Annotated in this window: 25 protein-coding genes; 11 read left to right on the top strand and 14 right to left on the bottom strand. The window is 66.2% G+C overall.

Features of this window, described 5'->3' with window-relative positions:
- Positions 1-8 precede the first annotated feature (8 nt).
- Both ACFC0O_RS09160 and ACFC0O_RS09165 read left to right on the top strand, forming a co-directional pair.
- The gene (locus tag ACFC0O_RS09160) at positions 9-1,703 is read left to right on the top strand and encodes a nitroreductase family deazaflavin-dependent oxidoreductase (protein WP_375955140.1); all 1,695 of its coding nucleotides are present in this window, start codon (positions 9-11) and stop codon (positions 1,701-1,703) included.
- A gap of 109 nt (positions 1,704-1,812) precedes the next feature.
- On the top strand, positions 1,813-2,655 hold the full coding sequence (locus ACFC0O_RS09165) for a class I SAM-dependent methyltransferase (protein ID WP_375955142.1): 843 nt from the start codon (positions 1,813-1,815) through the stop codon (positions 2,653-2,655).
- 55 nt (positions 2,656-2,710) lie between these two features.
- Here ACFC0O_RS09165 and ACFC0O_RS09170 read toward each other — a convergent pair whose 3' ends face one another.
- The 7 genes from ACFC0O_RS09170 to ACFC0O_RS09200 all read right to left on the bottom strand — a co-directional run bounded on the left by ACFC0O_RS09170 (position 2,711) and on the right by ACFC0O_RS09200 (position 9,069).
- Positions 2,711-3,742, bottom strand: coding sequence for a zinc-binding dehydrogenase (locus tag ACFC0O_RS09170; RefSeq protein WP_375955144.1), 1,032 nt, complete (start codon positions 3,740-3,742; stop codon positions 2,711-2,713).
- A gap of 1 nt (position 3,743) precedes the next feature.
- The gene (locus tag ACFC0O_RS09175; protein ID WP_375955146.1) at positions 3,744-4,952 is read right to left on the bottom strand and encodes an LLM class flavin-dependent oxidoreductase; all 1,209 of its coding nucleotides are present in this window, start codon (positions 4,950-4,952) and stop codon (positions 3,744-3,746) included.
- A gap of 98 nt (positions 4,953-5,050) precedes the next feature.
- Positions 5,051-5,929 carry a VOC family protein gene (locus ACFC0O_RS09180; RefSeq protein ID WP_364629745.1) on the bottom strand — a complete coding sequence of 293 codons (879 nt, stop codon included), beginning with the start codon at positions 5,927-5,929 and terminating at the stop codon, positions 5,051-5,053.
- Positions 5,930-5,948: 19 nt separating this feature from the next.
- On the bottom strand, positions 5,949-7,055 hold the full coding sequence (locus ACFC0O_RS09185; protein WP_375955147.1) for a 2Fe-2S iron-sulfur cluster-binding protein: 1,107 nt from the start codon (positions 7,053-7,055) through the stop codon (positions 5,949-5,951).
- Between the two features lie 32 nt (positions 7,056-7,087).
- Positions 7,088-7,333, bottom strand: a complete 246-nt coding sequence (locus ACFC0O_RS09190) for a hypothetical protein (protein ID WP_364629740.1) — start codon at positions 7,331-7,333, stop codon at positions 7,088-7,090.
- A complete protein-coding gene (locus ACFC0O_RS09195; protein WP_375955149.1) occupies positions 7,326-8,498 on the bottom strand; it encodes a Rieske 2Fe-2S domain-containing protein in 1,173 nt (390 codons plus the stop codon). Before ACFC0O_RS09195 ends, ACFC0O_RS09190 begins: the two co-directional genes overlap by 8 nt.
- 85 nt (positions 8,499-8,583) lie before the next feature.
- Complete coding sequence (locus tag ACFC0O_RS09200) at positions 8,584-9,069, bottom strand: flavin reductase family protein (RefSeq protein WP_375955151.1); 486 nt, start codon at positions 9,067-9,069, stop codon at positions 8,584-8,586.
- Between the two features lie 275 nt (positions 9,070-9,344).
- On the opposite strand from ACFC0O_RS09200, the gene ACFC0O_RS09205 reads away from it, so the two are divergent.
- The 7 genes from ACFC0O_RS09205 (at position 9,345) to ACFC0O_RS09235 (ending at position 16,379) form a co-directional block, all read left to right on the top strand.
- Positions 9,345-10,181, top strand: coding sequence for an IclR family transcriptional regulator (locus ACFC0O_RS09205; RefSeq protein ID WP_364629731.1), 837 nt, complete (start codon positions 9,345-9,347; stop codon positions 10,179-10,181).
- 69 nt (positions 10,182-10,250) lie between these two features.
- Complete coding sequence (locus ACFC0O_RS09210; protein ID WP_375955154.1) at positions 10,251-10,901, top strand: PadR family transcriptional regulator; 651 nt, start codon at positions 10,251-10,253, stop codon at positions 10,899-10,901.
- Between the two features lie 79 nt (positions 10,902-10,980).
- Positions 10,981-12,696 (top strand): MFS transporter, encoded by a 1,716-nt coding sequence (locus ACFC0O_RS09215; RefSeq protein ID WP_375955156.1) that lies wholly within the window; start codon positions 10,981-10,983, stop codon positions 12,694-12,696.
- 148 nt (positions 12,697-12,844) lie between these two features.
- On the top strand, positions 12,845-14,065 hold the full coding sequence (locus ACFC0O_RS09220) for a bifunctional 3,4-dihydroxy-2-butanone-4-phosphate synthase/GTP cyclohydrolase II (RefSeq protein ID WP_375955158.1): 1,221 nt from the start codon (positions 12,845-12,847) through the stop codon (positions 14,063-14,065).
- Between the two features lie 32 nt (positions 14,066-14,097).
- The gene (locus ACFC0O_RS09225; RefSeq protein ID WP_375955160.1) at positions 14,098-14,721 is read left to right on the top strand and encodes a hypothetical protein; all 624 of its coding nucleotides are present in this window, start codon (positions 14,098-14,100) and stop codon (positions 14,719-14,721) included.
- 86 nt (positions 14,722-14,807) lie between these two features.
- Positions 14,808-15,410, top strand: a complete 603-nt coding sequence (locus ACFC0O_RS09230; protein ID WP_375955162.1) for a hypothetical protein — start codon at positions 14,808-14,810, stop codon at positions 15,408-15,410.
- A gap of 24 nt (positions 15,411-15,434) precedes the next feature.
- A complete protein-coding gene (locus tag ACFC0O_RS09235; protein WP_375955164.1) occupies positions 15,435-16,379 on the top strand; it encodes an alpha/beta hydrolase fold domain-containing protein in 945 nt (314 codons plus the stop codon).
- 8 nt (positions 16,380-16,387) lie between these two features.
- Here the strand turns inward: ACFC0O_RS09235 and ACFC0O_RS09240 are convergent, their stop codons facing one another.
- The gene (locus ACFC0O_RS09240) at positions 16,388-16,750 is read right to left on the bottom strand and encodes an MmcQ/YjbR family DNA-binding protein (RefSeq protein WP_375956061.1); all 363 of its coding nucleotides are present in this window, start codon (positions 16,748-16,750) and stop codon (positions 16,388-16,390) included.
- Positions 16,751-16,923: 173 nt separating this feature from the next.
- Here ACFC0O_RS09240 and ACFC0O_RS09245 point away from each other — a divergent pair, with 173 nt between their 5' ends.
- Positions 16,924-19,224, top strand: a complete 2,301-nt coding sequence (locus ACFC0O_RS09245) for a LuxR C-terminal-related transcriptional regulator (RefSeq protein WP_375955166.1) — start codon at positions 16,924-16,926, stop codon at positions 19,222-19,224.
- An 86-nt stretch (positions 19,225-19,310) separates the two neighbouring features.
- Positions 19,311-20,927: a GMC family oxidoreductase gene (locus ACFC0O_RS09250; protein ID WP_375955167.1), complete on the top strand. Its 1,617-nt coding sequence runs from the start codon at positions 19,311-19,313 to the stop codon at positions 20,925-20,927.
- 9 nt (positions 20,928-20,936) lie between these two features.
- Here ACFC0O_RS09250 and ACFC0O_RS09255 read toward each other — a convergent pair whose 3' ends face one another.
- The 6 genes from ACFC0O_RS09255 to ACFC0O_RS09280 form a co-directional block, all read right to left on the bottom strand.
- Positions 20,937-21,617, bottom strand: coding sequence for a DUF998 domain-containing protein (locus tag ACFC0O_RS09255; RefSeq protein ID WP_375955168.1), 681 nt, complete (start codon positions 21,615-21,617; stop codon positions 20,937-20,939).
- Between the two features lie 42 nt (positions 21,618-21,659).
- On the bottom strand, positions 21,660-22,430 hold the full coding sequence (locus tag ACFC0O_RS09260) for a TetR/AcrR family transcriptional regulator (RefSeq protein WP_375955170.1): 771 nt from the start codon (positions 22,428-22,430) through the stop codon (positions 21,660-21,662).
- A gap of 7 nt (positions 22,431-22,437) precedes the next feature.
- Positions 22,438-23,976 carry a cytochrome P450 gene (locus tag ACFC0O_RS09265; RefSeq protein WP_375955172.1) on the bottom strand — a complete coding sequence of 513 codons (1,539 nt, stop codon included), beginning with the start codon at positions 23,974-23,976 and terminating at the stop codon, positions 22,438-22,440.
- Positions 23,977-24,064: 88 nt separating this feature from the next.
- Positions 24,065-25,273: an RNA polymerase sigma factor gene (locus ACFC0O_RS09270; protein WP_375955174.1), complete on the bottom strand. Its 1,209-nt coding sequence runs from the start codon at positions 25,271-25,273 to the stop codon at positions 24,065-24,067.
- Positions 25,274-25,690, bottom strand: a complete 417-nt coding sequence (locus ACFC0O_RS09275; protein WP_375955176.1) for a YciI family protein — start codon at positions 25,688-25,690, stop codon at positions 25,274-25,276.
- A gap of 95 nt (positions 25,691-25,785) precedes the next feature.
- Complete coding sequence (locus ACFC0O_RS09280) at positions 25,786-26,307, bottom strand: DUF664 domain-containing protein (RefSeq protein ID WP_375955178.1); 522 nt, start codon at positions 26,305-26,307, stop codon at positions 25,786-25,788.
- Between the last annotated feature and the right edge of the window lie 47 nt (positions 26,308-26,354).

The raw sequence follows: 26,354 nt of genomic DNA on the forward strand, positions 1-26,354 counted from the left end.
GGTCACCCATGCCTACTAAAACCCTGCACGATCCCCTGCCGCTGGCCAGTGGCCAGGTACTCCCGAACCGCTTGATGAAATCCGCGCTGAGCGAGGGACTGGGCAATTCCGCCCTCGCCCCCGACGAACGGCTGCAACGACTCTACGCGCGCTGGAGCACCGGCGGGTACGGGTTGATCGTCACCGGCAATGTCATGGTCGACGGCCGCCACCAGGGCGAACCCGGCAATGTGGCCATCGAGGACGAACGACACCTCGAAGCACTGACCCGCTGGGCCAAAGCGGGCAAAGACGGCGGCGCGAAGCTCTGGATGCAGTTGAATCATCCGGGCCGCCAGGCCAATCCGCTGGTCACCCGCAATCGCACGGTCGCACCTTCGGCCATCGGCATCAGCATTCCGGGCGTACCCACCCCGCGCGCGCTCACCGAGGACGAGATCCACGACATCATCCGCCGCTTCGGCACCGCGGCGCGGGTTGCGGAGGCCGCCGGATTCGACGGCGTGCAGGTGCACGGCGCGCACGGATATCTGGTGTCGCAGTTCCTGTCTCCGCTGTCCAATCAGCGCACCGACGGCTGGGGCGGCGACGCCGAGCGTCGTCGCCGCTTCGTTCTCGAGGTGGTGCGCAGCATTCGCGGCGCGGTCAGCCCCGGTTTCGGCGTCGGCATCAAACTCAATTCGGCCGACTTCCAGCGCGGCGGCTTCACCGAGGACGAATCGCGCCTGGTGATCGAGCAGCTCTCCGCCGAGGGCCTGGATCTGATCGAAATCAGCGGCGGCAGTTACGAATCCCCCGCCATGCTGAATCGCCCGCGCACGGTCGCGGCGAGCACCAAGGCCCGCGAGGCGTACTTCCTGGAATACGCCGAATCCGCCCGCCAGGCCGCGGGCGCGGTGCCGATCGCGGTCACCGGCGGCTTCCGCTCGCACGCCGCCATGTCCGAGGCCATCGCCGAGGGCAACTGCGATCTGGTCGGCCTGGGCCGCCCCGCCGCCGTAATCCCCTCCGCCGCAGCCGATCTCCTCAATGGCGCGGATCGCCTGCACGCCCCCGCGATTTCCCTGAAACTGCCGCCGCAGCTGGCGGCCAATAACGGCCTGAAGGCATTCGACGGCGCGCTCGACCTGCAGTGGCACACCGATCAGCTGCATCTGCTCGGCGCGGGCAGCGATCCGGACCCCGAGCGCTCCCCCTGGCGCACCGCGGTAACCATGCTGCGCCGCAACGGCTTCGATGCCCTGCGCAGCAAACGCTCCCCCGGCTCCGCCCCGGACAAGAACGCCACCAAGTTCCGCCGCGAACGCGCCATGGGCCGCTACGTCCTGAACCCCACCGTCCGCGCCCTGAGCCGAGTCGGCGTCCGCACCGCCCTGGCCACCGAAATCGAAACGGTAGGCCGCAAATCCGGCCAACCCCGCCGCGTCCCCGTCTCGGTCCTCTTCGACGACAAGGGCGCCTGGGTAATCTCCCAGCACGGCACCCGCTCCGGCTGGGGCGCCAACCTCACCGCCAACCCCGAAATCCGCGTCCGCCAAGGCAACCAATGGCGCACCGGCACCGCCGCCCTACTCCCCGACGACGACGTAGTAGCCCGCGCCCGCACCTTCGCCCCCCACCCCCTCCTGGCCCCCCTCGTCACCAACACCTTCGCCGCCCTGCAAACCACCCCCATCACCGTCCGAATCACCTTCACCGACTGAAACGGGCGAATTGTGTTATCGGATATTTATTTTCGTGTGATATGATGAATGCGAATTCCAATTTTCCTGTCTAACATCGGTTTTCCCGACGATGGTGCAGGAGAATTCTATGGATGGCGGACCTAGTAGGACCGCGATGATGGCGGCGGGTGGGCGCGCGGCGCATCTTGTGGTGGATAGTGAGCCGTATCTGTTTCGCGACACCCTGGCGGCCGAATTGCTTGGTGCGCGCGCTGAAGAGGTGCTCGGGTATCACCGGCAGTTCGGTGATCATGTGGTGCTGCGTGGGACGCGCGCGCAGGTCAACGCACGCAGCAGCTACACCGAAGCGCGGGTGAGTGCGGGCTTCCGGCAGTATGTGATTCTGGGCGCGGGGCTCGATACCTTCGCCTACCGATCTCCGCTCGCCCGGGAGATCGCGGTGTTCGAGGTGGATCATCCTGCCACCCAACAATGGAAGCGGGAATTGCTCGCGGCCGCGCGAATCGATGGTGCTGCCGCACGATTCGTCGGCGTGGATTTCGAGCGCGATGACCTCACAGCGGAATTGGCCGCGCACGGATTCAATCCCGAAATGCCCGCCCTGGTGAGCTGGCTCGGGGTGAGCATGTATTTGACCGAATCGGCGATCGCGGCGACGCTGGCGGTCCTCAGGGGATTCGCGCCCGGCACCGAACTGGTGATGGAGTACGCGCTGCCAGCCGAACTGCGCGACGAATCAGGAACCGCCTACGCCGAATTCGCACTTCCAGCCGCCGCTGAACAGGGCGAGCCATGGTTGAGCTACTACTCCCCCGAGACGCTCTCCGAACTGCTGGGTAAGCATGGATTCACTGTGGCGGAACATGTTTCGCAGCGCGACGCGGTCGATCCGGCACTTTGGCGGCGCACCGACTCGCTGCATCCTGCGGATTTGTGCCGACTCGTGCGGGCTGTAGTCGTCGCGGACTGAGTGGTGCACCCGACAACGCCGACCCGTCTGGCATCGGGTCTGCGCTGTTCGGGGGTTAGAGGTTGGGGCGGACGAGGATTTGGATGTGGTCGTCGGGGTGGCGGAGGGAATCTATGGCGTCGGAGACGGCGTCGAAGCCGACCTGGGTGGTGATGAGGGATTCGGCGTCTATTACGCCGTCGGCTATGCGGTGCAGGGTTTTGGCGTATTCCTCGTGGGGGTAGACCATGCACATTTGGAGGGAGATGTCTTTGTAGATGCCTACGATCGGGCGGATGACGTCGTCGGTCATGATCGAGCCGATTTGCAGGATCTTGGTTTCCCTGGGGACCTTGTACATGAGGTCGTTGAGGAGGCCGGGGACGCCGGCGCAGACCCAGACGTGCAGTTGCTGGCCGGGGGAGGCCAATTCCTGCCATACCTCGACGGGGTCTTCCGCGGCCGGATCCACCACGCGGTGTGCACCCAGGCGCAGTGCGGCTTCGCGGCGGAGTTTGGACGGGTCGGAGGCGACGATGGGGGCTACGCCGCGTTCGACCAGGGCGGCCACCGCGCCCAAACCGACTGGGCCGCAACCGATGACGATGCCGGTGCCCTCGGGTCCGATACCGGTGCGCGCCACATTGCCGAAGCCGACGGCGAGCGGTTCGGTCATCGCCGCCACGTGCGGGGGCACATGTTCGGGAATGGGTTCCAAGGCCATGGCCTGCAACACCATTCGCTCGCCGAAGCCGCCCGGGAAATCGTTGGAGTAGCCGACACCGTGGATGCCACCGGCCGAATCCAGCGCCCAGGGTAGGGCAACGACGTTCTGGCCCTCCACGAATGGGGTGTCCGGTCCCGCGCCGATGACCCGGGCCGACAGCTCGTGACCCATCACCATGTCGCGGCACGGATCGAACAGGAAGGTCGGCACACCGCTGTCGCGGGATGCCTGCAAGAACTCCTCGGTGTAATCGAGGGCGGCTTTATCCGAGCCGCAGATACCGCAGGCGATCGTCTCGACCAGCACCTGGCCCGGACCGGGCACCGGATCGGGCACCTCATCGACGATCAGCTTGCGATTGCGCATAACTACCGCGCGCATGTCACTTCCCTTCAGCGGGTGTCAGGGCAGCTGCCAGGGCCTGGCCGTGCCGTTCGAACGCGGCTTCCACACCCGCGCGCATACCGGACATGAGGCGTTCGCTGTTCGCGTTGGCCCAGTCCAGCGAGGCGATGCGACTGCGATTCGCGCCGGTGAAATGCGGGATCACGTGCTCGGCGAACAGTTTCACCGACCGTCGGGAGGCTTCCGGATCGGCGACATTGAGCGCCAGCACCAGGAAGGTGCCGAATCCGCCGGACTGTTCGGCGAGCGCTTCGATGGCCTCGATGGCGTCATCGGGTGAGCCGATGGTGGCGCGGCCGAAGGCGGGGAAGCCGGGACCGGTCCACTGTTCGATCGCCTCGGCGGCGGTATCGCCCCACGGCACATCCATCCCACTGAGCCGTTTGATGTAATCCACCAAATGCCCTACGCCCCATTCGGCTTCGCGGCGCGCCTGTTCCCGGGTCTCGGCGATATGCATGGGCGCGACAAGCCGCCATTTCGCCCGATCCACGGTGTGCCCGCTCGCCGCCATGGCCTGTTCGTAGACCTTCCAATTCGGCAGCAGCGCTTCATATCCCGAGGGATCCGACGCCGCGAGGGACAGCAGCCCCGCGCCGTGCTTTCCGGCCAGCACCGAACCCGATGGCGAAATGGTCGATGCCACCGCCATTTCCAGTCCGCCCTGCTGATACGGCAGCAATTGCAGCCGAGCCTCATTGAGCTCGAACCAATCCGTCTTGGCGGTGACGGCCTCCCCGCGCAGCAATCGCACGATGGTGTCCATGGATTCGTGCATCATGTCGCGCTGGCGCGGCTGCGGCACCCCCATCATGGAGGCGTCCGAGGCGAGCTGCCCCGGGCCGATGCCCATCATGACGCGGCCCTTGGTGAGGTGATCGAGCAGGCAGAGCCGATCGGCCAGCATCATGGGCTGGTGGTACGGCAGCGAATTCACACCGGTCCCCAGCCGGATTCGGCTGGTGCGCTCGGCGGCCGCCGCGAGGAAGACCTCCGGTGCGGCGATGATTTCCATTCCGGCGGAATGATGTTCGCCGACCCAGGCTTCCTGATATCCGAGCTCATCCGCGAGCTCGACCAATTGCAGATCCCGCTGGATCTGCAAGGTGGGATTGCCGTTCAACGGGTGGTAGGGCGCGATGAAGAATCCGAACCGCGTGGGTCCGGATGCAGTGGGCAGAGACAACTTTCGACGCTCCTTTGCGATGTATTCAGTTGTGCTCCGAAACGGCCGCGCCCCCGCCGGGGCTCTGGCGGAGGCGCGGCCGGGTCTGTGCGGGCGGGTCAGCCCCTAGCCCATTCGTGGCCCCAGTAGCTGTCCGCGGTCATCTCCTCGGCGACGTAGTCGTCGCCGACCAGCATTCCCTCGCAACCGAATTCGAGATCCCAGTTGCCGGGGGTGCGGACGTAGAAGGAGATCATCTTGTCGTTGGTGTGCCGCCCCAGCGTGGAGGACAGGTGGTAGCCCGCCTTGGTGACGCGATCCAGCGCGCGGCCCACGTCGTCGAGCGAATCGACCTCGACCATGATGTGCACGATGCCCGGTCCGTCCGGGCGGCTACCCGGAATCAGCGCGAGGCTGTGATGGCGCGGGTTCACGCCCATGAAGCGGATCCAGATGGGATGTCCGGGCGGCCCGACGCGGAAGGAACCGCGGGAGGCGAAACCCAGTACCTCGGTGTAGAACTTGCGCGCGTCCTCGATATCGCGCACCGGCAGCACCACATGCCCCAGGCCCAGATCACCGTTGATGAAACGCGCGCCGTGCTTGGTCAGCACCGGGGTGTGATCGAGCAGCGGGCCGTGGAAGACCTCGATGGTGAAGCCGGACGGATCGACGAAGCTGATGGCCTCCTCGACGTGCCGGTTCGCGGCATCCTCGACACTCAGTGTGGCGACGGCGATTCCGGCCTTCTCCAGGGTTTCGCGCACCAGGGCGAGCGAGCGGGTGTCCGCGACCTGCCAGCCGACCGCGATGACCTCATCGCGCTCGCCGGGCACCAATTCCAGGCGGTAGGTGTGCTCATCGGTGCGCAGGTAGATCGACTCCGGATTGGGTCCGGTGCCTTCGGCGAAACCGATGGTGTCGAACGCGAATTCGCGCCACGCCTGCACATCCGCGATGCGGGCCCGCACGTAGCCGAGAGAGCTGAAAGCAGCCATGTTTGTACTCCTCGATATCTCAGGAATAGGTGACGGAAACGTCGTCGGTCACCGGAACCGCCTGGCAGGCCAGCACATAGCCGTCTTCCAGATCGGCGTCTTCGAGCACTTCATTGCGCCGCATGGTGACTTCGCCGGAGACCACTCGGCACACGCACGCGCTGCACGCGCCTTCCTTACAGGAGAAAGGTGCTTCCAAGCCCTTGGCGAGCAGCACATCCAACAGTGTCTGCTTGCGCGGCCAGGTGAATTCGTGGTTTTCACCGTCGAGTTCGACTTTGACGGTCGCATTGTCACCATCGGCCGCGGCGGCGTCGATATCGACGGCGGTGCCGTCGGTTTCGAAGGGATTGCCGGACAGCGAGACGAATTTCTCCGAATGCACGCGCTTGCGATCCGCGCCGAGCGAGGTCATGGCGGCGCTCACCGCGTCCATGAACGGCGCGGGTCCGCAGACGAACGCCTCACGCCCGGCCCACGGCTTGACCAGCGCGGCAAGCAGTTCCACCGTGGGCAGGCCCTGCACCGATTGCAACCAGTGCAGCACCAGCAGCCGATCCGGGTGCGCGGCAGCCAGTTCCGCCAGTTCAGCGGCGAAGATCACCGAGTTCTCATGCTGGTTGGCGTAGACCAGCGTGATGTGTCCGGTGCCCTGCGCCAGTGCGGATTTCAGGATGGACAGCACCGGGGTGATACCGCTGCCACCGCCGAACAGCAGCAGATCGATATCCAGCGAACCGGGCGTGAACAGTCCGGCGGGTGGCAGCACCTCGAGGGACATGCCCTCGACAGCGTTGTCACACAACCAGTTCGAGCCGTAGCCGTCGATCGTCCGCTTGACGGTGACCTTGAGCGGCCCATCCTCGTGCGGCGCACTGGACAGCGAATAGCACCGGCTCACCGACCCGGTCAGCTCGCTCGGAATGCGCAGCGTCAGGAACTGCCCCGGCTTGTACCCGAACCGCCCCGCATGGGCGTCATCCGGCGTGAGCTCCAGCGACACCGCGTCGTCGGTCTCCCGCACCACGCGCACGATCCGCACCGACGCGATGCCACCGGCCTGTTGCGCTGTCTCCAACTCGGCCTCGAGCTCGGTCGTATCCGGTTCGATGTCGGTCACGGTCATCGCCAGTTCCATTCCTGTGCTGTGTATTTCGATCAGGCCAAGGTCCGGCCGCGGGTCAGCACATCCACATCGCGGGTGCTCGAACCCAGCTCGCCCGCCGCCACCGCCGCGTCGATGCTGTCGCGCAGGGCGTGGCAGGTGTGCGACCTCAGGCCGGTGGTGGAGAGCTCCGTGCAGGCCGCCACGGCGGCGTTGTTCCATTGCACGCTGGTGTGCTGGGGGCTGAATTTCTCCACCAGCACGCAGGTCCCGCAGGACCGGCACGAAACCTTATCCATGGCAGGGCCTTTCAGGCGTTGCTTCGGCGGCGGCACGCTTGGCCAGGTTGTCCGCGACTTCGGCCTCCCAGGCGGTGACCGCGCGGGTGGTGTCCACCTCGAATTCGAAGCGGGTGGTCATCTCCTCGGTGACGGCCGCGGCATCGGTGTAGAACTGCTCGTACCAGCGACGCAGCTGGTAGACCGGCCCGTCCTCCTCGCACAGCAGCGGATTGTTGATGCGCGACTTGCGCTTCCAGATATTCGCGTCCTGTTCGAAGCCCTTGCCGAGCCCGCCGACGAACTTCTCGGCGATCTCATCGGCCTGCTCGGGCGAGACGCCGGAGGGCTTCTTGGCGATCGCGCCGTACATGAGCACGAACTGGTTCTCGTTGATCGGGTAGTGGCAGTTGATCAGGTAGCCCTCGACGACGAGGCCGTTGGCGCTCTCGCTCTTGAGGTAATCGATCATGTAGGAGGGGCCGTAGTACGCGGCCTCGGACTGCAGAACGTTCTTGCCGCCCAATGCCTTAGCGGTCGCGCCCATCATGTCCTCGCGCGAGACCGAGGTCATGTACTGACTGGCGGTATGACCCTCGAAGACATTCTTGAAGAACGTCGGGAACCCGTAGTGCACATAGAAGAAGTGCGCCATATCCACGACGTTGTCGATGACCTCGCGACAGTTGGCGTCCACGATCATCGAATTCCAGGTCCAGTCGGTCCACTGCTCGTCGAACGCGGCGTCGATACGCGGGATGGCGACCTCGGCCGGGGGCTGCTTGCCCTCCGGGTCGTTCCACACGAAGAGCTGCTTGTTCTCGACCATGGTCGGCCACGCCTTGGTGCGGGCCAGCGGCGGAACCCGGCGCGCGTACGGAATGCCGGTGCACTTGCCCTTACCGTTCCAGCGCCAATCGTGGAACGGGCAGGCCAGCGAATCACCCTTGACGGTGCCGTCGGCCAGATTGCCGCCCATATGCGGGCAGTAGGCATTGAGCACGTTCAGGCTGCCGTCCTCGGCCGCGAACACCACGATCTCGGTGCCGAATGCCTTGATGGCGTGCGGCTTTCCGTCCCGGAAGGAGTCGGCCAGCCCCAGGCAGTGCCAGCCGCGCGCGAATCGGGTGGGCGGTGCGCCCGCGTCGATCACTCGCACTTCCGTGGCACCGTCAGTGGTGGTCATGTGAATTCCTCTCCCTTGCCTTGTATTGATGGTTGCGGCCGATGTGACGCCGGTGACAATGGCTGTCCCACTGGCCGGGAGGTTGCTACTGGTGTGCGAGACGACCGAAGGCCGCGCGGTAGAAGAGCAGCGGGGTGGCCTCGGAATGCTCGTTCAGACCGGTCACGCGGGCAATGACCACGGTGTGGTCACCGCCGTCGACCTCATCGTGGAGTTCGCAATCGATGGTTGCCAGCGCACCGGTCAGCAGCGGTGAACCGTTCCGCGAGGCAATCCACTCGACCCCGTCGAACTTGTCCGCGCCGGGACGACCGAGCTGGCGGCAGATCTGATCCTGGTGGTCGGCCAGGATGTTGACGGTGAAGCGCCCGGCGCGGCGAATGCGCGGCCAGGTGCTCGAGGTGCGCGCGGGGAAGAAACTCACCAGCGGCGGATCGATGGACAGCGATGCGAAGGACTGGCATGCGAAGCCAACCGGCTCGCCTCCGTCAATGGCGGTAATCACAGTGACCCCCGAGGCGAAGCGCCCGAGCACTGCTTTGAACGCGGCCGGATCGATCTCCGTAGACACTCGATCCACCTCCAGCACCGGTTCCACGGTGACTCCCTCTTATTTCGGTTCGAAATATGGCTGCCAGTCATAACAGCAGGTCAGCGCGGGGAGGCGTCAATATCGGGGTTCGGTCACCGAGACATGAATCCGTAGAACGGGACAAAAGCTACGTAGTTCTCCCGATTCCCTCCGGTGTGGCCCAAGGCACTGTGATGGGTAGCACAAGGTCCGAACTCGATACATACCTAATCGGCATATCCCTAGACTGGATGTCTGCACCAACGGAGGCTCAAATGTCCGTCGCCATGCTCCCCTCGGCGGAAGCGCGAAACACTCACTCGCCCGTGCGCGCCAAGGAGTCTCGTAACTCCGGCGCCGAGGTTCCGGTCTCGATGATCGAGCGGATGACGCTCATTCTGGACGCATTCGACGCCTCCACCCCCACGCTCACCCTGCTCGGCCTGGTCGAGCGCACCGGTCTGCCGCGTTCGACCGTGCACCGCATCCTCGATCAGATGATCAAGCTGCGCTGGCTCGCGCACACCTCCGGCGGTTACCGCCTGGGCATGCGCGCCCTCGAACTCGGCGGACTCACCGCCGACCACAATGAGATTCGCGATGCCGTCAGCCCGCTGCTGCACGAGTTGAGCCAGCGCACCGGCATGGTCGGCCACCTCGCGGTGCTCGACGGTCGCGATGTGGTCTACCTGGACAAGGCCGGCGGCCGCTTCGCCGCCAGCCTGCCCACCCGGCTCGGCGGCCGCATGCCCGCGCACGCCACCGGTGTCGGCAAGGCCATGCTCGCCTGTCTCGAGCCCAATATCGCCGAGGCCGCCCTGCGCAACCGGCTGCCCCGCCTGACCCCGCGCACCATCTGCGAGCCCGAGGCGCTCTCGCGCGAACTCGCGCAGATCCGCATGCGCCAGGGCGTCGCCATCGATCGCGAAGAGGCCGTGGTCGGAATCGCCTGTGTCGCAGCGCCACTGCGCGGCCGGGGCACCGCGCCCGCCGCACTGTCGCTCTCGGGTCGCGCCGACGGTATGAGCTATGACCGGCTGGCCCGCGTCGTGCTCGAGGTCGCGCACGAGGCCGGGCGCACGCTGTTCCCGCGTCGCGCGCACTGGCGCTGATCCGATCGGTTCCTCTTCCTTTCCTTGCACAGAAAAGGCAGTCCTATGCGGGGGCGATTCCCTTCATCCATGACCGATGGCGCGGCGCACGGCACCAACGGCGAAGAGCCGCAGGCGATTCCGGAGCTGCCGACCACGGCCTGGGCGGTACTCGGCATGCTCTCGCACGCCGATGAACTCTCCGGTTACGACCTCAAGAAGTGGGCGGACTGGTCCCTGCAGTTCTTCTACTGGAGTCCGTCGTTCAGTCAGATCTACGCCGAACTCAAACGATTGGAGAAGCACGGTTACGCCACCTCGCGCACCGTGGTCTCCGAGGACGGCATGCGCGGCAAACGCATGTACGCCATTACCGACAGCGGCCGGGAAGCGGCCTCGCACTGGGTGAATCACTCCCCCGTCGAAGCCCCGGTGCTCAAACACAGTGTGATGCTGCGGGCTTGGCTGGGCCATCTCGCCGAACCCGATCGCATGCGCGAAATCCTCACCCAGCACATCGATTACGCGGAGAAGATGCAGCGCCGCGCGCAGATCGACGCGGACGGCGCGGACGCCAATCCGGAGTGGGCGTACCCGAGCGCGGTACTGCGGTGGTGCGTACGCCATTACGAGGCCGAACGCGAATTCGCGCAGGACCTGCTGACCGATCTGGACAAGCTGGCGAAGCAGCGTAGCCGTAAGAAAGCCACTGGTAGAGAGAATTCGAAGAATTCCCACTGAGCGGATTAGTCCATAGGCGGCGGCCCCGGGCTGTGACACGGTTCACCAATCGTGTTACCTACCCACTGGAGGACGCAATATGTCCACCTCCGTCGCCCCTGAGGTGCCCACCGGCACCATCGACGACACCGGTCGCCTCGACGGTGCGTCAAAGCTTCGGATTTTCTCCGTCCTCGCGGTGATCGTGCTGTTCACCGAGGTCGCGCCCATGCAGTACGTGATGGTCTCGGCCGCGCTGCGCCAAATCGCACCGACGTTCCCAAGCCATGGCGCGAACATCAACTGGGCCATCATCATCTTCGGCGTCGTCGGCGCCGCCACCTCGCCGATCATCGGCAAGCTCTCCGACATCGTCGGCAAGAAGCGGATGTTCCTGGTCTGCGGTGTGCTGTTCATGATCGGCTGCGCCATCTGCGCCGTCACCAGCAACTGGGGCCTGTTCCTGATCGGCCGCGGCCTGCAGGCCACCGCCATTGCGACGGCGGTCATCTCGTACGGCCTCATTCGAGACCTGATGCCGCGCAAGCTGGTTCCGGTCGGCCTCGGTGTCGCCTCCACCGGCCTCGGCGTTTCCGCGCTGGCCGGACCGCTGATCGGCGGCTGGATCGTGGAGAGCCACAGCTGGCGCGCCATCTTCTGGTTCCTGTTCGCCTTCACCGTCGTGATGATTCCGCTGGTGATCGCGATCGTGCCGGAGTCCAAGCTGCGGGTGCCGCAGAAGCTCGACCTGGCCGGTGCGACCCTGCTCGGCGCGGGTCTGGTGCTCACCCTGATCTACCTGGACAACGGGCAGCAGTGGGGCTGGAGCAAGCCGACCTCGCTGGCCTGGCTGATCGGCGGCCTCGCGCTGCTGGCGCTGTTCCCGATCGTGGAAAAGCGTGTCTCGCAGCCGATCATGGATATGAAGCTGCTGTTCACCCCGCGCGTGAGCGTGCTGCTGTTCATCGCGCTGCTGGCCTCGTTCATGATCGGCTACCAGTCCTACGCGACCGGTTATATGACGCAGTCCCCGCCGTCGGCGGAGGTTGTCGAGCAGGTCAAGACCGCCACCTGGGATCAGGTCAAGGCCGGTGCGCTGGCACAGGCGCAGGCGCAGGCCGAAGCGCAGGCCAAGGCCGCGCTGCCGCCGGGTGTGGAACTGCCGCCGGGTGCGGTGAAGGTGCCGCCGGAGGCCGTCTACTCACAGTTGCCGCCGAATATGGTGGATGTGCAACTGCAGCCGGGCTACTCGTACGGTGACGGGTTCAGCCTGCTGAAGTTCGCCACGCACATCACCCTCGCGCAATCCCTGATCGCCATGCTGTTCGGCTTCCTCGGCGGTCTGTGGATCCGGCGTTCGGGTGGACGGCAGCCGCTGGTGTTCGCACTGGTGATCTTCGTCGGAGCGGCGCTGGCCTACGGCGCGACCTCGCACGGCTGGGGTATGCAGGCCGCGATCAGCGCGGTATTCGGTATCGCGTTCGGCCTCTACTACGCGGCCACACCGAATCTCATGGTCGAGGCGGTGCCCGCGGAACAGCAGGGCATCAGCGCGGGCATGCTCGGCGTCATGCAGGCCATGGGCGCGGCCCTGGGTCTGGCGGTCGCCACCGCCTTCCTCAACGCCAATCCGGTGAAGGCGGATGTGACGGTGATGGGCGCGCCCACGGTCACCAAGGAAATCCCGATGTTGTTCGCCGACAAGGGATATGAGATCAGCTTCTACGTGATCGCGGCCACCTCGGCGCTCGCGCTGGTCGGCGCGATCATCATGAAGGCCGGTCGCTCCCCCGCAACGGGCGGTACCGCGCACTGATTCGCGGCCGGTTGTATGGCCCGGAGGCTTCTGCCTCCGGGCCATATTTTTTGTCTTCGGGCGGTATTGCCATCCGGTGACCGGGACCCCACCTCGCTGTTCCGCGCCCCGCATATTTCTATTAGGCATAACAGAGAGGTGGTCGACGATGACCGGTGAACTCGATGCCATTGTGACCGCGGTGGCCACCATCGCCGCCGGGGGCATGGTGCTCGTGGTGGATGACGAGGATCGCGAGAACGAAGGCGATCTCATCCTCGCGGCCGAATTCGCGACGCCGGAGAACATCGGCTTCCTGGTGCGCCACACCAGCGGTGTGGTGTGCGTGCCGATGGCGGGCGAGGATCTCGATCGGTTGCAGCTGCCGCCCATGACGGCGGTCAATCAGGATCCCAAGGGGACCGCGTACACCGTGTCCGTGGACGCGATTTCCGGTGTGAGCACCGGGATTTCGGCCGCAGACCGCGCCCGCACCATGCGGGTGCTCGCCGATCCCCGCACCACACCCGAGGAACTGTCGCGACCGGGTCACGTGTTCCCGCTGCGCGCGAATCCCCTTGGGGTGCTGGGCCGCCCGGGTCATACCGAAGCCGCTGTCGACCTGATGCGGCTGGCGGGGTTGCGGCCCGCCGGTGTCATCGCCGAGGTCGTCAATGACGACGGCTCGATGGCGAGACTGCCGGAGCTGCTGATCATGTCGCGCGAGCACGGCATCCCGATCATCTCCATCGCCGACCTGATCGCCCACCGGAAGAGTCTGGAGAACGGCGTCTCCCGCGTGGTCGAGACCCGCCTGCCCACCCGCTTCGGCGATTTCCGGGTGGTCGGCTATGCCGACGAGCATTCCGGCACAGAGCATTTGGCGCTCGTGTACGGCGATCCCGCCGGGGACGACACCATGGTCCGGGTGCATTCGGAATGCCTCACCGGCGACGCCTTCGGCTCCCGCCGCTGTGACTGCGGTGAACAACTCGACGCGGCCCTGGAGGCGGTGGCCGCTGCGGGCCGGGGCCTCATCGTCTACCTGCGCGGCCAGGAGGGCCGGGGCATCGGACTGCTGAACAAGTTGCGCGCCTACGAACTTCAGGATCAGGGCGCGGACACCGTGGATGCCAATGTCCAGCTCGGCCTGCCCATCGACGCCCGCGAATACGGCGCGGCCGCCCGCATCCTCACCGACCTGAACGTGCGATCGGTCCTGCTCATGAGCAATAACCCCGCCAAACAATCCGGCCTGGAAACCCACGGCATCCTGGTAACGGCCCGCATCCCCCTACAGACCCAGCCCACCGAACACAACGTGCACTACCTGCGCACCAAACGCGACCGCATGAGCCACCACCTCGAGCAAATCGACGCCGCGGGTTAGCATCTCGGCACAGTCACCACGAGGGGGAGCACGTGTCGCAGTCTCCGGTACCACCGGCGCAGTATCCAATTCCGCAGCAGCCGTTTCCGACCGCGCCGAAACGCTCCAGGACCGCGTTCGTCGTCGCGATCATCGCCGGGGTGTTCGCGGTGCTGTTCCTGGCCGGAGCGATCACGGCCTCCGTGCTGTACAGCGGTGAGCGCGACAAAGTTTCGGATCTCCAGGGCCAGGTGTCCGATCGCGACACCAAGATCTCCGCGCTCACCGCCGTGCCCGACCGGCGCGATACCGCCCAGCAGGCCGCATGTCACTTCCTGTCGGTGATGGGCAATTATTCGTTCACCGACCTGGATAGCTACTTCCGGGATGTCGACAACGGCTCGACCGATTCGTGGCGCAAGACCTTCGACGACAGCAGCGCCTCGCTGCGCGACGTCATGACCTCCGCGCAGACCCGCAGTACATCGACCGAGATCCACTGCGGGACAATGGTACTGACGGCCAGCACGGCCGATGTGCTGGTGGTGACCAAGCAGACCGTCACCAATAACGTCAACCCGAATCCGGTCACTAACGTCATTCCGATGACGGTGTCGCTGCGGCAGCAGCCCGACGGCCGCTGGCTGGTGAGCGATATGACTCCGGTCGCCAAGTAAGCGGCACAGGCTGTTCCCCGCCGCGGCCGCTATCGCCGGTGCGGGCGGGATAGCATCTCGGCAGGGTCATGACGAGGAGAACTGCCATGTCGATGCCGGGGTACGGCCCGCAGGCACCGGGGCCGCGGCGGAATCGGGGATTGCGGTCGCCGGTGGCGGTGTCGTGGATATCGGCCGGGTTGGCGCTGATCTGTGTGGCGGCGGCCATCGGGTTATTGCTGCTGTATTCCGGGGAGCATCAGTCGGCGCGGCGCGGCGCGGACACCGAAGAGCAACTGCGGCAGGATGTCTCGGATCTGAACGCGGCGGCGGACCGGCGGGAGAAGGCGCGGCGGGCGGCGTGTGAGTTCGCGGTGCAGATGGCGACCTATGACTTCACCGATCTCGACAAATACCGCGCGGCCATGCTGGACGTTTCCACCGGGGACTGGCGGCAGACGTTCATCCAGAACTGGCCGTCGCTGCGATCGTTCCTGACCCAGGCGCAAACGCGGAGCAAGCCGGGTGAGACGCGCTGCGGGCTCACCAGCTTGGCCGCGCACCACGCCGAGGTGCTGGTGTTCGTGAACCAGACGGTGGCCAGCATCGCCAATGAGACGCACTCGACTTCCATGTCCGCGCTGGCCCAGCTCGACGAGCAGGCGGACGGCCGTTGGCTGGTGAGTGAAATGAAGGTGCCTCCGGCATAGCCCCCGCGACGGTATGGTCGCCGCATGACGGCGTTCCACGCATCTCGGGCGAGCTTTCTGAGCCGCCGGGTAGTTCCCGCCTACCTGCGCGTTATTCGCGCGAATCGGCCATTCCTCACCGTCGAGCCCGCGCGCAAGCATCTGCGCGAGCGGAGTCTGCGGCCCAAGACCTACGGTCCGCCGCGACGGCTGCGCTCGGATGTGGTGGTGTCGGTGGATCACAGCCGGGGCTGGCCGATCTACACGATCATTCCGCGCACCGGGCGGCCGCGCGGAAACGTGGTCTATATGCACGGCGGCGCGTGGGTCAATGAGATCGCACCGCAGCATTGGCAGCTGGCCGCCGATATCGCCGCCGAGGCGGGCACCACGGTGACCGTGCCGATCTATCCGCTGGTGCCGTTCGGCACCGCCGGACAGGTGATCGAGGCGGTCGCGAAACTGGTGCTGGACAACAGGTCCCGGTACGGAGAGGTCTGCCTGGCCGGTGATTCCGCGGGCGGGCAGATCGCACTGTCCGCGGCGCAGGTGCTGCGGGACGAGCATCAGGTGGTGCTGCCGCGCACGGTATTGATCTCCCCCGCCCTGGAACTGTCGCTGAGCAATCCGGATATCGATGTGGTGCTGCCCGATGATCCGTGGCTGGGCAAGGAGGGCACCCGGGTATTCATCGACCTGTGGCGCGGTGAGCTGCCGCTGACCGATCCGCGGGTCAGTCCCCTGCTCGGTGAGATGCGCGGGCTGGGGCCGCTGACGGTGTTCAGCGGCACCCGCGACATCGTGCTGCCCGATACCCGGCTGCTGGTCGACAAGGCCCGCCTGGCGGGCGTCGAGGTCGAGTACCACGAGGGCGCGGGACTGGTGCACGTCTACCCGCTCACGCCCACCCGGGAGGGACGCGTCGGCCGCGCCCAGATCCTCGACGCGCTACGCACCGCCCTGACGCCGGTGAAAACCACTGCGCCGTAAACGAAATGCTAGGAATGCTCGGCGAGCCACTTGCGCGCGCGAGTGGGCGAGGCGCGGGAGAGCCAGGCGTCCTGAATCACCTCGGTGAGCTCGGCCAGGCTCAGCTCACCCAGCCGGGAGGAACGCACCAGCACCGAGAGATGCCCGTTGAAATGTGGTGTGGTGAAGAACGGCGACTCCGGGTCCTGGACCATGGCCTGTTTATCGGATTCGGACGGCACCCAGAAGACGATGACGTCCGGATAGCGCTCGCCGGTCTCCGGATCGACGGCATCGGGTCGCGGTGTGCGGAAGAAGATGAAGGATTTCCCGCCCACCTGATAGACCGGATTGTCCGCGACCGGCCCCCGCACGGTGGTCACGTGCGGCATGCCCTCGGCGAGAGCGTGCACATCGGCGAGCTTGGCGCGACGCGATTTCGGCGGCACCAACGCAGTCTAGCCGGGTCCGCAACAGCGCTTGACAAACACTTACCAGACGACGCGAACTGCGTTTATGCCCCGGTGGTAGCAGGGAGCGTGACAGATCACATAGGTTGGAGCTCATGGCGCGGCGTGTCAATGGAAACCTCCCTGCCGAGGTGACTTCCTTTGTGGGCCGCCGCGACGAGCTGGCTACCGCCAAACGGCTACTGCCCACCACCCGGGTGCTGACCCTGCTCGGTCCCGGCGGTATGGGCAAGACCCGGTTGTCCCGGCAGATCGGGCAGTTGGTCGCGCGCGCGTTCCCCGATGGGGTGTGGCTGGTCGAGCTCGCCGACCTGCACGATCCGAACCTGGTCACCCTCAGCGTGGCCGAGGCGCTGAACCTGCGCGATGAGTCCACCGCCCCGCTGCCTCGGCTCACCGAATTCCTCGCCGATAAGCGACTGCTGCTGATTCTGGACAATTGCGAGCATCTCATCGAGGCGTGCGCGGCGCTGGTCGGGCGGATCATCGCCACCACCCCGGATGTGCGGGTGCTGGCCACCAGCCGCGAAGTGCTGGGCATTCCCGGCGAACAGGTGATGCCGGTGCCGCCGCTCACCATTCCCGAAGCCGATACCGGGGATGAGAGCGACGCGCTGCAACTGTTCATCGAGCGCGCCAGTGCCGCGAATCCGGAATTCAAAGCGACACCGGGCAATCGGGAAGTGCTGGCCGAGATCTGCCGGCGGCTCGAAGGTATGCCGCTCGCCCTGGAATTGGCGGCGCTGCGCCTGCGCATGTTCACCCCGGAGCAGATCCTGCACCGGCTGGACGACACCATGGGACTGCTCAGCGCCGGACCGCGCACCGCGCCCGAACGGCAGCAGACCATCGAGGGCGCGATCCGGTGGAGCTACAACCTCTGCACACCCGCCGAACAGTCGCTGTGGGAACAGCTTTCGGTCTTCGCGGGCGGATTCGATATCGAGGCGGCGGAGGCGGTCTGCGATCTCGGCCGGGGTTCGCTGATCGACGCACTCACCGGACTGGTCGACAAATCCGTTGTCGCGCAACGCTATGACGGTGATGTGGCGCGCTATTCCATGCTGGAGCCGATCCGCCAGTTCGCGGCCGACCGGCTGCTGGAACGCGGCGATATCCACGCCGTGCGCGCCCGCCATCGCGCGCACTACCGGGATCTGGCCCTGCGCGGGCAGACCGCGTACTGGACCGCCGACGATGTGCAGTGGTTCCGCGAACTCACCCGCGAACACGCGAATCTCCGTGCGGCGCTGCGCTCCGGGCTCGAGGACGAACCGCTCGAGACCATTGCCACGGTGACCGTGCTGCGGCCGTTCTGGGAGCACAATCGCTTCCTGTCCGAGGGCTACCGCTGGCTCACCGAAGCCCTGGAACGCAATCCGGAGCCCACCGCCGAACGCGCCAAGGCATTGTCCTCGGCCGCATCGCTGGCCGCCCTGCTCGGCGATCAGGTCTCCGCCGCGCGCCTGGTGCAGGAATGCCTGGAATTGGCTGCCACGCTGGAGGGTTCGGAGATCATGGCGGAGGCGGCGCTGGACCGCTCGCTGCTCGCCTTCGCCGAGGGCGACCGCCAGCGCTCGCTGGAATTGGGCCGCACCGCCATCGAATTGGCGGTCGAGACCAATCAGCAGGCGATCGAAATGGACAGTCACGCCTTCGCTTTCATGTGCGCCATGGTGCTGGACGCCCCCGGCCGCACCGAACTGGCGAACCGTTTCCTGGAGCTGACCACCGCCAGCGGCTCACACCTGCTGGGCGGCCTGGCCCTGTGGACCGTCGGCATCGACCACTGGCGGCTCGGCGATCTGACGGCCTCGGCCGAATTCCACGGCCGCGCGATCGAACAGCTGGCCCTGTTCGACCGCTGCGTCTGGCTCTCCTCCGCTTTCGAAGGGCTGGCCTGGACCGTCTCGGCCAATGGTGACTACGCCCGCGCCGCCCGGTTGCTCGGCGCGGCGGAATCCTTGCAGCGCAGCACCATTCGCTTGGCGCACACCATCACGGTCGCCGTCGGCGATAAGGAACGACTCAAGGTCCGAGACGCCCTCGGCGAGGACGCCTTCCGCGCCGCCTTCGGCTCCGGCGCGAATATGCCGCTGCCCGAGGCCATCGACTACGCCCTCGGCCGCACCGTCGTCTCCGCACAACCCGAACCCGCCGCACCCAAGCGCGCACCCCGCAAAACCCCCGCCGCGGTGTCGGAGACGAACGTGCTGACCCGCCGCGAAAAGGATGTGGCGCGCCTGGTGGCCGCCGGGCACAGCAATAAGCGCATTGCCGCCGACCTGGTCATCTCCATCCGCACCGCCGAAACCCACGTCGAGCACATCCTCACCAAACTGGGCTTCACCTCCCGCACCCAGGTGGCGGCCTGGGCGCACGAACACGATCTCTGACCTTGAAACGGGTTACCACGCGGCCGTTTTCGGAGTAGCTTCGCAACACGTTCCAGTTTCGCCGCAGGGGCGCGGCGTGGAGTGTGTTGACAGAAGGGCTGATCGTGGCGACGGCGGACTACATCATCATCGGTTCCGGCAGTGCGGGAGCGATTATCGCGCGCAGGCTGGCCGATACCGGGGCGAATGTCACGCTGATCGAGGCGGGACGGCGGGATAACACCAGGCTGGTGCGCAAGCCCGGGATGATCGGGCCGATGCACGCCGTACCGCAGTTGAAGAAGATCATCGACTGGGGGCACTACACCGTCGAGCAGAAGCACGCGCTCGGGCGGCGCGTACCGCAGACGCACGGCAAGGTCGTCGGCGGTTCCAGCTCGGTCAACGGCATGGTCTTCGTGCGCGGGAATCGGCGCAATTTCGACGACTGGGCCGCCGAGGGCAATACCGGCTGGGCGTATGACGATGTGCTGCCGAGCTTCAAGAAGTTCGAATCGTTCGAGGACGGTGCGAACGAATTCCGCGGGGAATCCGGTCCCATCAAGGTGATTCGGGCGCGCGAGCTGACGGGCGCGTCCGAGGCGTTCATGGGTGCGCTGACCGAAACCACCGGTGCGGCGGTCAATCCCGACTACAACGGCGCGGAGCAGGAGGGCGTTTCGCTCTTCCAGCAGAGCAATAGCAACGGGCTGCGTTCCAGCACCGCCGTCGGATATCTCGACGATCGGCCGAAAAACCTTACGGTGCTGCCGAATACACAGGTCGAACGCATTCTGATCGAGAACGGACGGGCCATCGGCGTACAGGTCCGCACCAAGCGCGGCACCGAGACACTGCGGGCCGAGCGCGAAGTGATCGTCAGCGCGGGCACTTTCGGCTCGGCCCAACTGCTCATGCTCTCGGGCATCGGCCCCGCAGATCACCTTCGCGCCTTCGATATCGATGTCGTCGCCGATCTGCCGGTGGGCGATAACCTGCACGATCACCTGTTCGTGCCGATGACCTTCGCCATGCCCACCGCCGTGCGGCGGTCGTCGCCCGGCTACTTCGCCAGTGCACTGCTGCGAGAGTCATTGCGCAACAACAGCACCTGGCTCGCACGCAGCGTGTTCGAGGTGGTCGCGTTCCTGCGCACCCCGTATGCGGCCGAGGTGCCCGATCTCCAATTGCACGTACTCCCCTGGAGTTACCCCGGCCCGAATCAGGATGCCCCGATCCGGCACACCCCGGACCCGCGCCGGTCGCTGACCATCATGTCGACGCTGATCTACCCGCAGAGTCGGGGCACGCTACGGCTGACCTCGGCCGACCCAGCCGCCGCGCCCGCCATCGACCCCAACTATCTCGCCGAACAGCGCGACCTCGACACGCTGGTGCACGGCATGGAGTTGATCCGCGAAATCATGGCCGCGAAATCACTCGACGGCCTGGTCGACACCGAAATCGAGCCCGGCACAAAGTATCCCGGCCGCGCCGAACTGGCCGCCGAGGTCCCGAACCGGGCGACCACCGTCTACCACCCCGTCGGCACCTGCCGCATGGGCGTGGACGAACGCGCGGTGGTGGACCCGACGCTGCGGGTGCGCGGGGTGGAAGGGCTGCGGGTCGCGGACGCCTCGATCATGCCGAGCATCGTCGGCGGCAATACCAATGCCTCCACCATGATGATCGGCGAGCACGCGGCCGCGCTCATTCTGGGTTGAGCCGCACCGTCATTCGGGAATGGCGACCGCGCTGCGCGAGCCGACCAGGATGTACCCGCCGCACAGGATGAGCCAGATGAGCACCGGGAACGCGGCGATGCGTTCCCACAGGCCGAACAGCGCGGGTCCGCCGACCCGCGCGGCCATCACGATGAATCCGCAGGTGGCCGCCACCCCGAGCACGATCCCGGTCCGGGCCACCGGCGGCCACTGCCCGGCGCGGCGCAGTGCGATCGACAGGCACAGCATGGCGGCGATGCCACCGGCGATGGCGATGACCGCGCCGATTCCGTGCAGGTGCGAATTGGCGTCCTCGGGGTTCAACCCCACCACGATCAATCCGATACCGGCCACGCCATAGAGACCAGACCCGATGTGAGACAGCCGGTTTCGCGGAAATAGGCGGTAGAGGGCCAGCGCTCCGATCGTCATACAGGCACCGGCGATCACCCAGGACACGTTGGCGACCCGATGCCACGGCGAGCACACCCACGCCTCGACAGATTCGGAATGAAAGCAGGTCTCGGCCCCGAGATCGCTGATGGCATTGCGAATCCAGCTGTACGGGGTCGTCCAGTGCGCCTGCACCACCAACAGGAATACGAAGTACTGGATGATCGACACCCAGGCCAGCGCGCCCACCCGCCCGATGCGGTCCGGGCCGGGATGGTCGAGCGGCGCATCGGTCATCGACACAAGTTACCGTTCCCGAGAGGTCCGCGGCGGGAGGCGCTACCGGCCGGATTCCGCGGCGGGAGGACGCTTTCCGTCGGCGGCGGTGTCGAGCAGGCCGCCGAGCAGTGCGGCGGCATTGGCATCGCGGTCGAAGCGGTAACCATTGTCGGCGGCATGGCCGGAGAACAGGTGCCATACCGAGGTGGCCAGGAGTTCGGCGATGGCTTCCGGATCGGCGCGGCCGGAATCGCCCGGGGCGACGATGTATTGGTTGACGACGCCCTCGACCAGGCCGATGACGCCGTGCGCGAGCGGATGGAAGGGCCGTACATCGATACCGAGCACCGCGGTCACGGTGGAGAACCGCTGCCACACCAGTTCGGCCAGCCGCTGTCTGCCGACGACCGCGCCGGATTGCGGTGCGCTGTGACCGTGCAACCGTCCGCTCTGCTCGAACCGGTAGAGCTTGGGATGGTCGGCGGCCCAGCCCACCACCGTGCGCATGAGATCGAGCAGGGTCTCCCCGACGGTCTTGGCGGGATCGAGGACCATCGCGGATTCGAACTGTTCGATCGCGCGCTGCCGGATGAATTCGCGAATGCGGGCGTCCAGATCCTCGCGATTGTCGAACTGGCGGTAGAGCACCGAGCGGGCCAGTCCGGCGCGCTCGGCGATCTGCTGGATGGAGATCTCCGCGCCGGACTCGTGCTCCTCGATCAGCTCCACGGCGGCTTGCAGGATCAGGGTCTGCCGGGTCGAATTGTGTTCGCTCCAGCGCCGTTTATGCGACTGCTTACGGCGTTTTCGCAGGTCCATCGGCAGGTCCACGACCCGACTATACGGCGCGGCTCGCGGATTCCGGTTCCGCGCGGAACCGCGGGCGCATGGTCAGCGGACCGTCGGGACCGCCGGTGAAGGAGATCTGACGGCGGACCCGTTCGGGCGAGACGGCCTCGAATCGCAGGTGCTGTGCGAAGGTCGCGACCACCAGGGTCGCCTCCATACTCGCGAAACCCGATGCGACGCACATGCGTTTACCCGCACCGAAGGGAATGGAGGCGCGTTTCTGTTCGCGCTCCAGGTTTTCCGGCAGATAGCGGCCGGGATCGAAGTCATCGGGCCGGTCCCACACCCGTTCGTGGTGGTGCACACCGTGAATGACGATGGCGACCGTCGTACCGGGCTCGATCGAATATCCGGCGAGGGTGTCCCGCTCCTTCGCCGTGCGGGCGAGGCCGATGACCGGCGGCAGCATTCGCATGGTTTCGGCGATGACCGCCTGGGTCCACGGCAGTCGTTCCAGATCGGCGGCGGTGGCGGGCCGATCGCCGAGCACCGAGTCGACCTCGGCGTAAAGCCGTTCGCGCGCCCGCGGATTCTCCGCGAGCAGCTGCCAGACCCAGGTCAAAGCCGTTGCGGTGGTTTCCATTCCGGCTCCGATGAAGGTCATCAGCTCATCGTGGATCTCCTGATCGCTGTAGCGGTAACCGGTTTCGGGATCGGCGGCGTCCATGAGCAGCGCGAGCAGATTGTCCTTGCGGTCGATGCGCCCGTCGCGATGTGCGGCGATCAAGCCGTCCACCACGTTCTCGGCATGGCGCAGATCGCGCATGGCACGCGGTTCGATCACCCAACCGGCGGCCCGCATGACCTGAATCGACCAGCGCGAGTTGGCGGCATCGCCGTCCCGGCCGGTGCGCCGGTGCAGCCAGACCGCGAAATTGTGCAGTGGATGACTGGCATTGGTCATGAAGCCGCGGCCGAAGAATCGGAGCAGCCGCGCCAGCACCACCTCCGACATGGGCCCGGTGATATCGGTGCCGAACATGGTGCGGGCGGTGACATCCAGTGTGAGCCGGTTCATTTCGGCATTCACATCCACGGTCCCGGTCTGCTCGGTGAGACCGCGAATACGCGCCACGGCGTCCCGGGCGGCCGCCACCATCACCGGCGCGAAGCCGTCCACATTGCGCTTACCGAAGATCGGACCCACCAGCCGCCGATTGCGCTGCCACAGTTCATCGTTCATATCGGTGACGAGGCCGCGGCCGAAGGCGACGGCCAGCATGTCGTACTCCGGGCTCTTGGCGTAATTGTTCTGGTTGGTCACCAGAATCTGCCGCGCCAGTTCCGGACTGCGGATCACCACGAATCTCTTGAACGGCACCCGCGCCACCATGACATCGTCCGCACCGGGCAGGCTCGCCACGTAGTCGAGCACGGTGTGATCGCGCACCCGCGGCAGGATTCCCAGCGCCAGGCGGGTGGACTGCCGCCAGGTGATCGGGGTGCCGTGCCATCGAATGAAGGCCGGGGTCCACTTCGGTGGATGCATTCTCGAGGGACGGATCGCGGAATCGACATCGGCGGCCATAACCGGGCTCCCTACCAGTCGGCATGTGCTCCACATGAGACGTGATGTCCCACTCACAGTAGTGAGACACGATGCCTCGGTCAATGGTTCACGCGGTGGCCTGTGCGCGCAGATAGCGCTGTAGCGGCAGGTTGGTCGTCAGCGTCGCGGCCCTGCCGAACGCCGCACGCGCGGCCTCGGGATCGCCGAGCAGGTTCAACAGGTGAGCGCGGGCGGCGTGCAGGCGATGGTCCTGCGCCAAGCGCGGGTCGGAGCGAAGCTTGTCGAGCAGGTCCAATCCTTGTCGCGGTCCACGGGACATCGCCACGGCGACAGCGTGATTCAGGGCGATGACCGGGTTGTCGGTGCGAGCCAGCAGTTGTTCGTACAGCAGGGTGATCTGCGGCCAATCCGTGGCATCGTAGGTGGGAGCCTCATCGTGCAGGGCCGCGATGGCGGCCTGGAGTTGATAGGGACCCACCGGACCGCGCGGGAGAGCCGCGGTGATCAGTGCGATGCCTTCGGCGATAGCGGCTGCGTCCCAACGGGTTCGGTCCTGCTCCGCCATCGGGACCGGGGTGCCGTCGGACGCGGTGCGAGCGTCGCGACGGGCATCGGTGAGCAGCATCAGGGCGAGCAGCCCGGCCACTTCTCCATCCTCCGGGAGCAGTTGGAAAACCATGCGCGCCAGGCGAATCGCCTCGGCCGACAGCTCCACGCGATGCAGCGCCGGGCCGGTGGTCGCGGCATACCCCTCGGTGAAGATCAGATACAGCACGTGCAGGACCGAGGTGAGCCGGTCCGGGCGCTCGGCGGCGGCCGGGGCGGCGAACGGCAGTCCGCTCTGTTTGATGGTCGCCTTGGCGCGGGTGATGCGGCGGGTCATGGCCGACTCCTGCACCAGGAACGCCCGGGCGATCTCGGTGGTGGTCAAGCCGCCCACCGCGCGGAGCGTCAACGCCACCTGGGAAACGGGCGGTAATGCGGGGTGGCAGCACAGGTACAGCAGGATCAGGGTGTCATCGACCGGGGTGCCATCGGTGACCCGCGGCGGCGGTTCCCAGCGGGCGACCCGGTCCTCGCGGCGGCGGCGCGCCTGTTCCGCGCGCAGCAGATCGGTGAGCTTGCGCGCGCCGACCGCGATGAGCCAACCGCGCGGATCATCGGGTACGCCCTCGCTCGGCCATCTGGTCGCCGCCGCCAGCAGCGCCTCCTGGACCGCGTCCTCGGCGGTGTCGAAATGGCCGTAGCGGCGTACCAGTGCGCCCAGGACCTGCGGCGTGAGCCGCCGCAGGTCCGAATCGGGGACGAAGGTCATTCAGAAGACCAGTTCGGTCGCGCCGTCCACGATCGGGCGGACATCGGCGTAGCCGCGACCGGCGAGATGTCCGGGGGCCGGGCACTTACCCAGCTGGACCGCGATTTCCGTTGCGCGGTCCAAGCTTTCGCATTCCACGATCCAGTATCCGGCCAGTACCTCCTGCGTTTCGGCGTATGGACCGTCGGTGACGAAGGGAGCTCCGTCACCGTTGCTCACCCGCCGGGTGTGCACCGGTGCGGCGAGACCGCGAGTCTCGATCAGTTCGCCGGAGTCGGCCAGCTCCTGATTGGCCGCCGACATGAATTCGGTCATGGCCGCCAATTCCTCGGACGTCCACGCCGGCGTCTCGGTGGTTCCGCCCGCCATTCCGTCGTAGTCCCGCTGTGAGGCGTAAGCCAAGATCATGTACTTCATGACTGTTCCTTTCCGGCTGATCGCACCGGACGGCGCGATTCACAGGGGACGTCGAAGCTGTCCTCCAGTTTCGGACACGGCCGGTGAAATCGCGATCAGTACCCGGTCACGCCGTCGATGCGTTCACGCAGGAAGTCCGCGTGACCGTCATGACGGCCGTATTCCTCGATGAGATGCAGGTAGATCCAGCGCAGGGACATGTCCAGGCCGGTGCGGGGATGCGGCACGGTGTAGTCGAGCGGCAGGTCGGCGACCGCTTTGTCGCACAGGTCGATCTCTTCCAGGAAGCGGTTGTAGTCGGCTTCGGCGGCATCGGGATCGGTATCGTCGAAATCGCCGTCCCGATTGGTCTCGGAGCTGTAGAGGTAGTCGAGCTGTTCACCGGCGGCGCGAATGCGGAACCAGCCGCGCTCGCATTCGGTCAGGTGCCGGAGCAGGCCGAGCAGCGATAGTGTGGAGGGTTCGACGCTGCGCGCGGAGAGCTGGGTTCCATTGAGGCCCTGGCATTTCCACAGCAGAATGGTGCGGCCGCGATCGAGCAGCGATTGCAGTACGGCGCGCTCATCGCCGACGAGCAGTTGGGTGGTGCGTTCGACATCCGGGGCGATCCAGGTCATGAGGGGACGTTACCGGCGGTCCCGGCGACGCGATACCGGGTTTTCGC

Source organism: Nocardia sp. NPDC056100, from assembly GCF_042266325.1.
GTDB lineage: Bacteria > Actinomycetota > Actinomycetes > Mycobacteriales > Mycobacteriaceae > Nocardia.

Bases quoted from the DNA above. Each gene is read 5' to 3' on its own strand.
- ACFC0O_RS09195 (WP_375955149.1), bottom strand. From the start codon at position 8,498: ATGACCACCACTGACGGTGCCACGGAAGTGCGAGTGATCGACGCGGGC.
- ACFC0O_RS09275 (WP_375955176.1), bottom strand. From the start codon at position 25,690: ATGAAGTACATGATCTTGGCTTACGCCTCACAGCGGGACTACGACGGA.
- ACFC0O_RS09160 (WP_375955140.1), top strand. From the start codon at position 9: ATGCCTACTAAAACCCTGCACGATCCCCTGCCGCTGGCCAGTGGCCAG.
- ACFC0O_RS09190 (WP_364629740.1), bottom strand. From the start codon at position 7,333: ATGGATAAGGTTTCGTGCCGGTCCTGCGGGACCTGCGTGCTGGTGGAG.
- ACFC0O_RS09270 (WP_375955174.1), bottom strand. From the start codon at position 25,273: ATGACCTTCGTCCCCGATTCGGACCTGCGGCGGCTCACGCCGCAGGTC.
- ACFC0O_RS09210 (WP_375955154.1), top strand. From the start codon at position 10,251: ATGACCGATGGCGCGGCGCACGGCACCAACGGCGAAGAGCCGCAGGCG.
- ACFC0O_RS09265 (WP_375955172.1), bottom strand. From the start codon at position 23,976: ATGGCCGCCGATGTCGATTCCGCGATCCGTCCCTCGAGAATGCATCCA.
- ACFC0O_RS09165 (WP_375955142.1), top strand. From the start codon at position 1,813: ATGGATGGCGGACCTAGTAGGACCGCGATGATGGCGGCGGGTGGGCGC.
- ACFC0O_RS09220 (WP_375955158.1), top strand. From the start codon at position 12,845: ATGACCGGTGAACTCGATGCCATTGTGACCGCGGTGGCCACCATCGCC.
- ACFC0O_RS09235 (WP_375955164.1), top strand. From the start codon at position 15,435: ATGACGGCGTTCCACGCATCTCGGGCGAGCTTTCTGAGCCGCCGGGTA.
- ACFC0O_RS09180 (WP_364629745.1), bottom strand. From the start codon at position 5,929: ATGGCTGCTTTCAGCTCTCTCGGCTACGTGCGGGCCCGCATCGCGGAT.
- ACFC0O_RS09170 (WP_375955144.1), bottom strand. From the start codon at position 3,742: ATGCGCGCGGTAGTTATGCGCAATCGCAAGCTGATCGTCGATGAGGTG.
- ACFC0O_RS09280 (WP_375955178.1), bottom strand. From the start codon at position 26,307: ATGACCTGGATCGCCCCGGATGTCGAACGCACCACCCAACTGCTCGTC.
- ACFC0O_RS09185 (WP_375955147.1), bottom strand. From the start codon at position 7,055: ATGACCGTGACCGACATCGAACCGGATACGACCGAGCTCGAGGCCGAG.
- ACFC0O_RS09215 (WP_375955156.1), top strand. From the start codon at position 10,981: ATGTCCACCTCCGTCGCCCCTGAGGTGCCCACCGGCACCATCGACGAC.
- ACFC0O_RS09230 (WP_375955162.1), top strand. From the start codon at position 14,808: ATGTCGATGCCGGGGTACGGCCCGCAGGCACCGGGGCCGCGGCGGAAT.
- ACFC0O_RS09255 (WP_375955168.1), bottom strand. From the start codon at position 21,617: ATGACCGATGCGCCGCTCGACCATCCCGGCCCGGACCGCATCGGGCGG.
- ACFC0O_RS09240 (WP_375956061.1), bottom strand. From the start codon at position 16,750: ATGCCGCACGTGACCACCGTGCGGGGGCCGGTCGCGGACAATCCGGTC.
- ACFC0O_RS09205 (WP_364629731.1), top strand. From the start codon at position 9,345: ATGTCCGTCGCCATGCTCCCCTCGGCGGAAGCGCGAAACACTCACTCG.
- ACFC0O_RS09245 (WP_375955166.1), top strand. From the start codon at position 16,924: ATGGCGCGGCGTGTCAATGGAAACCTCCCTGCCGAGGTGACTTCCTTT.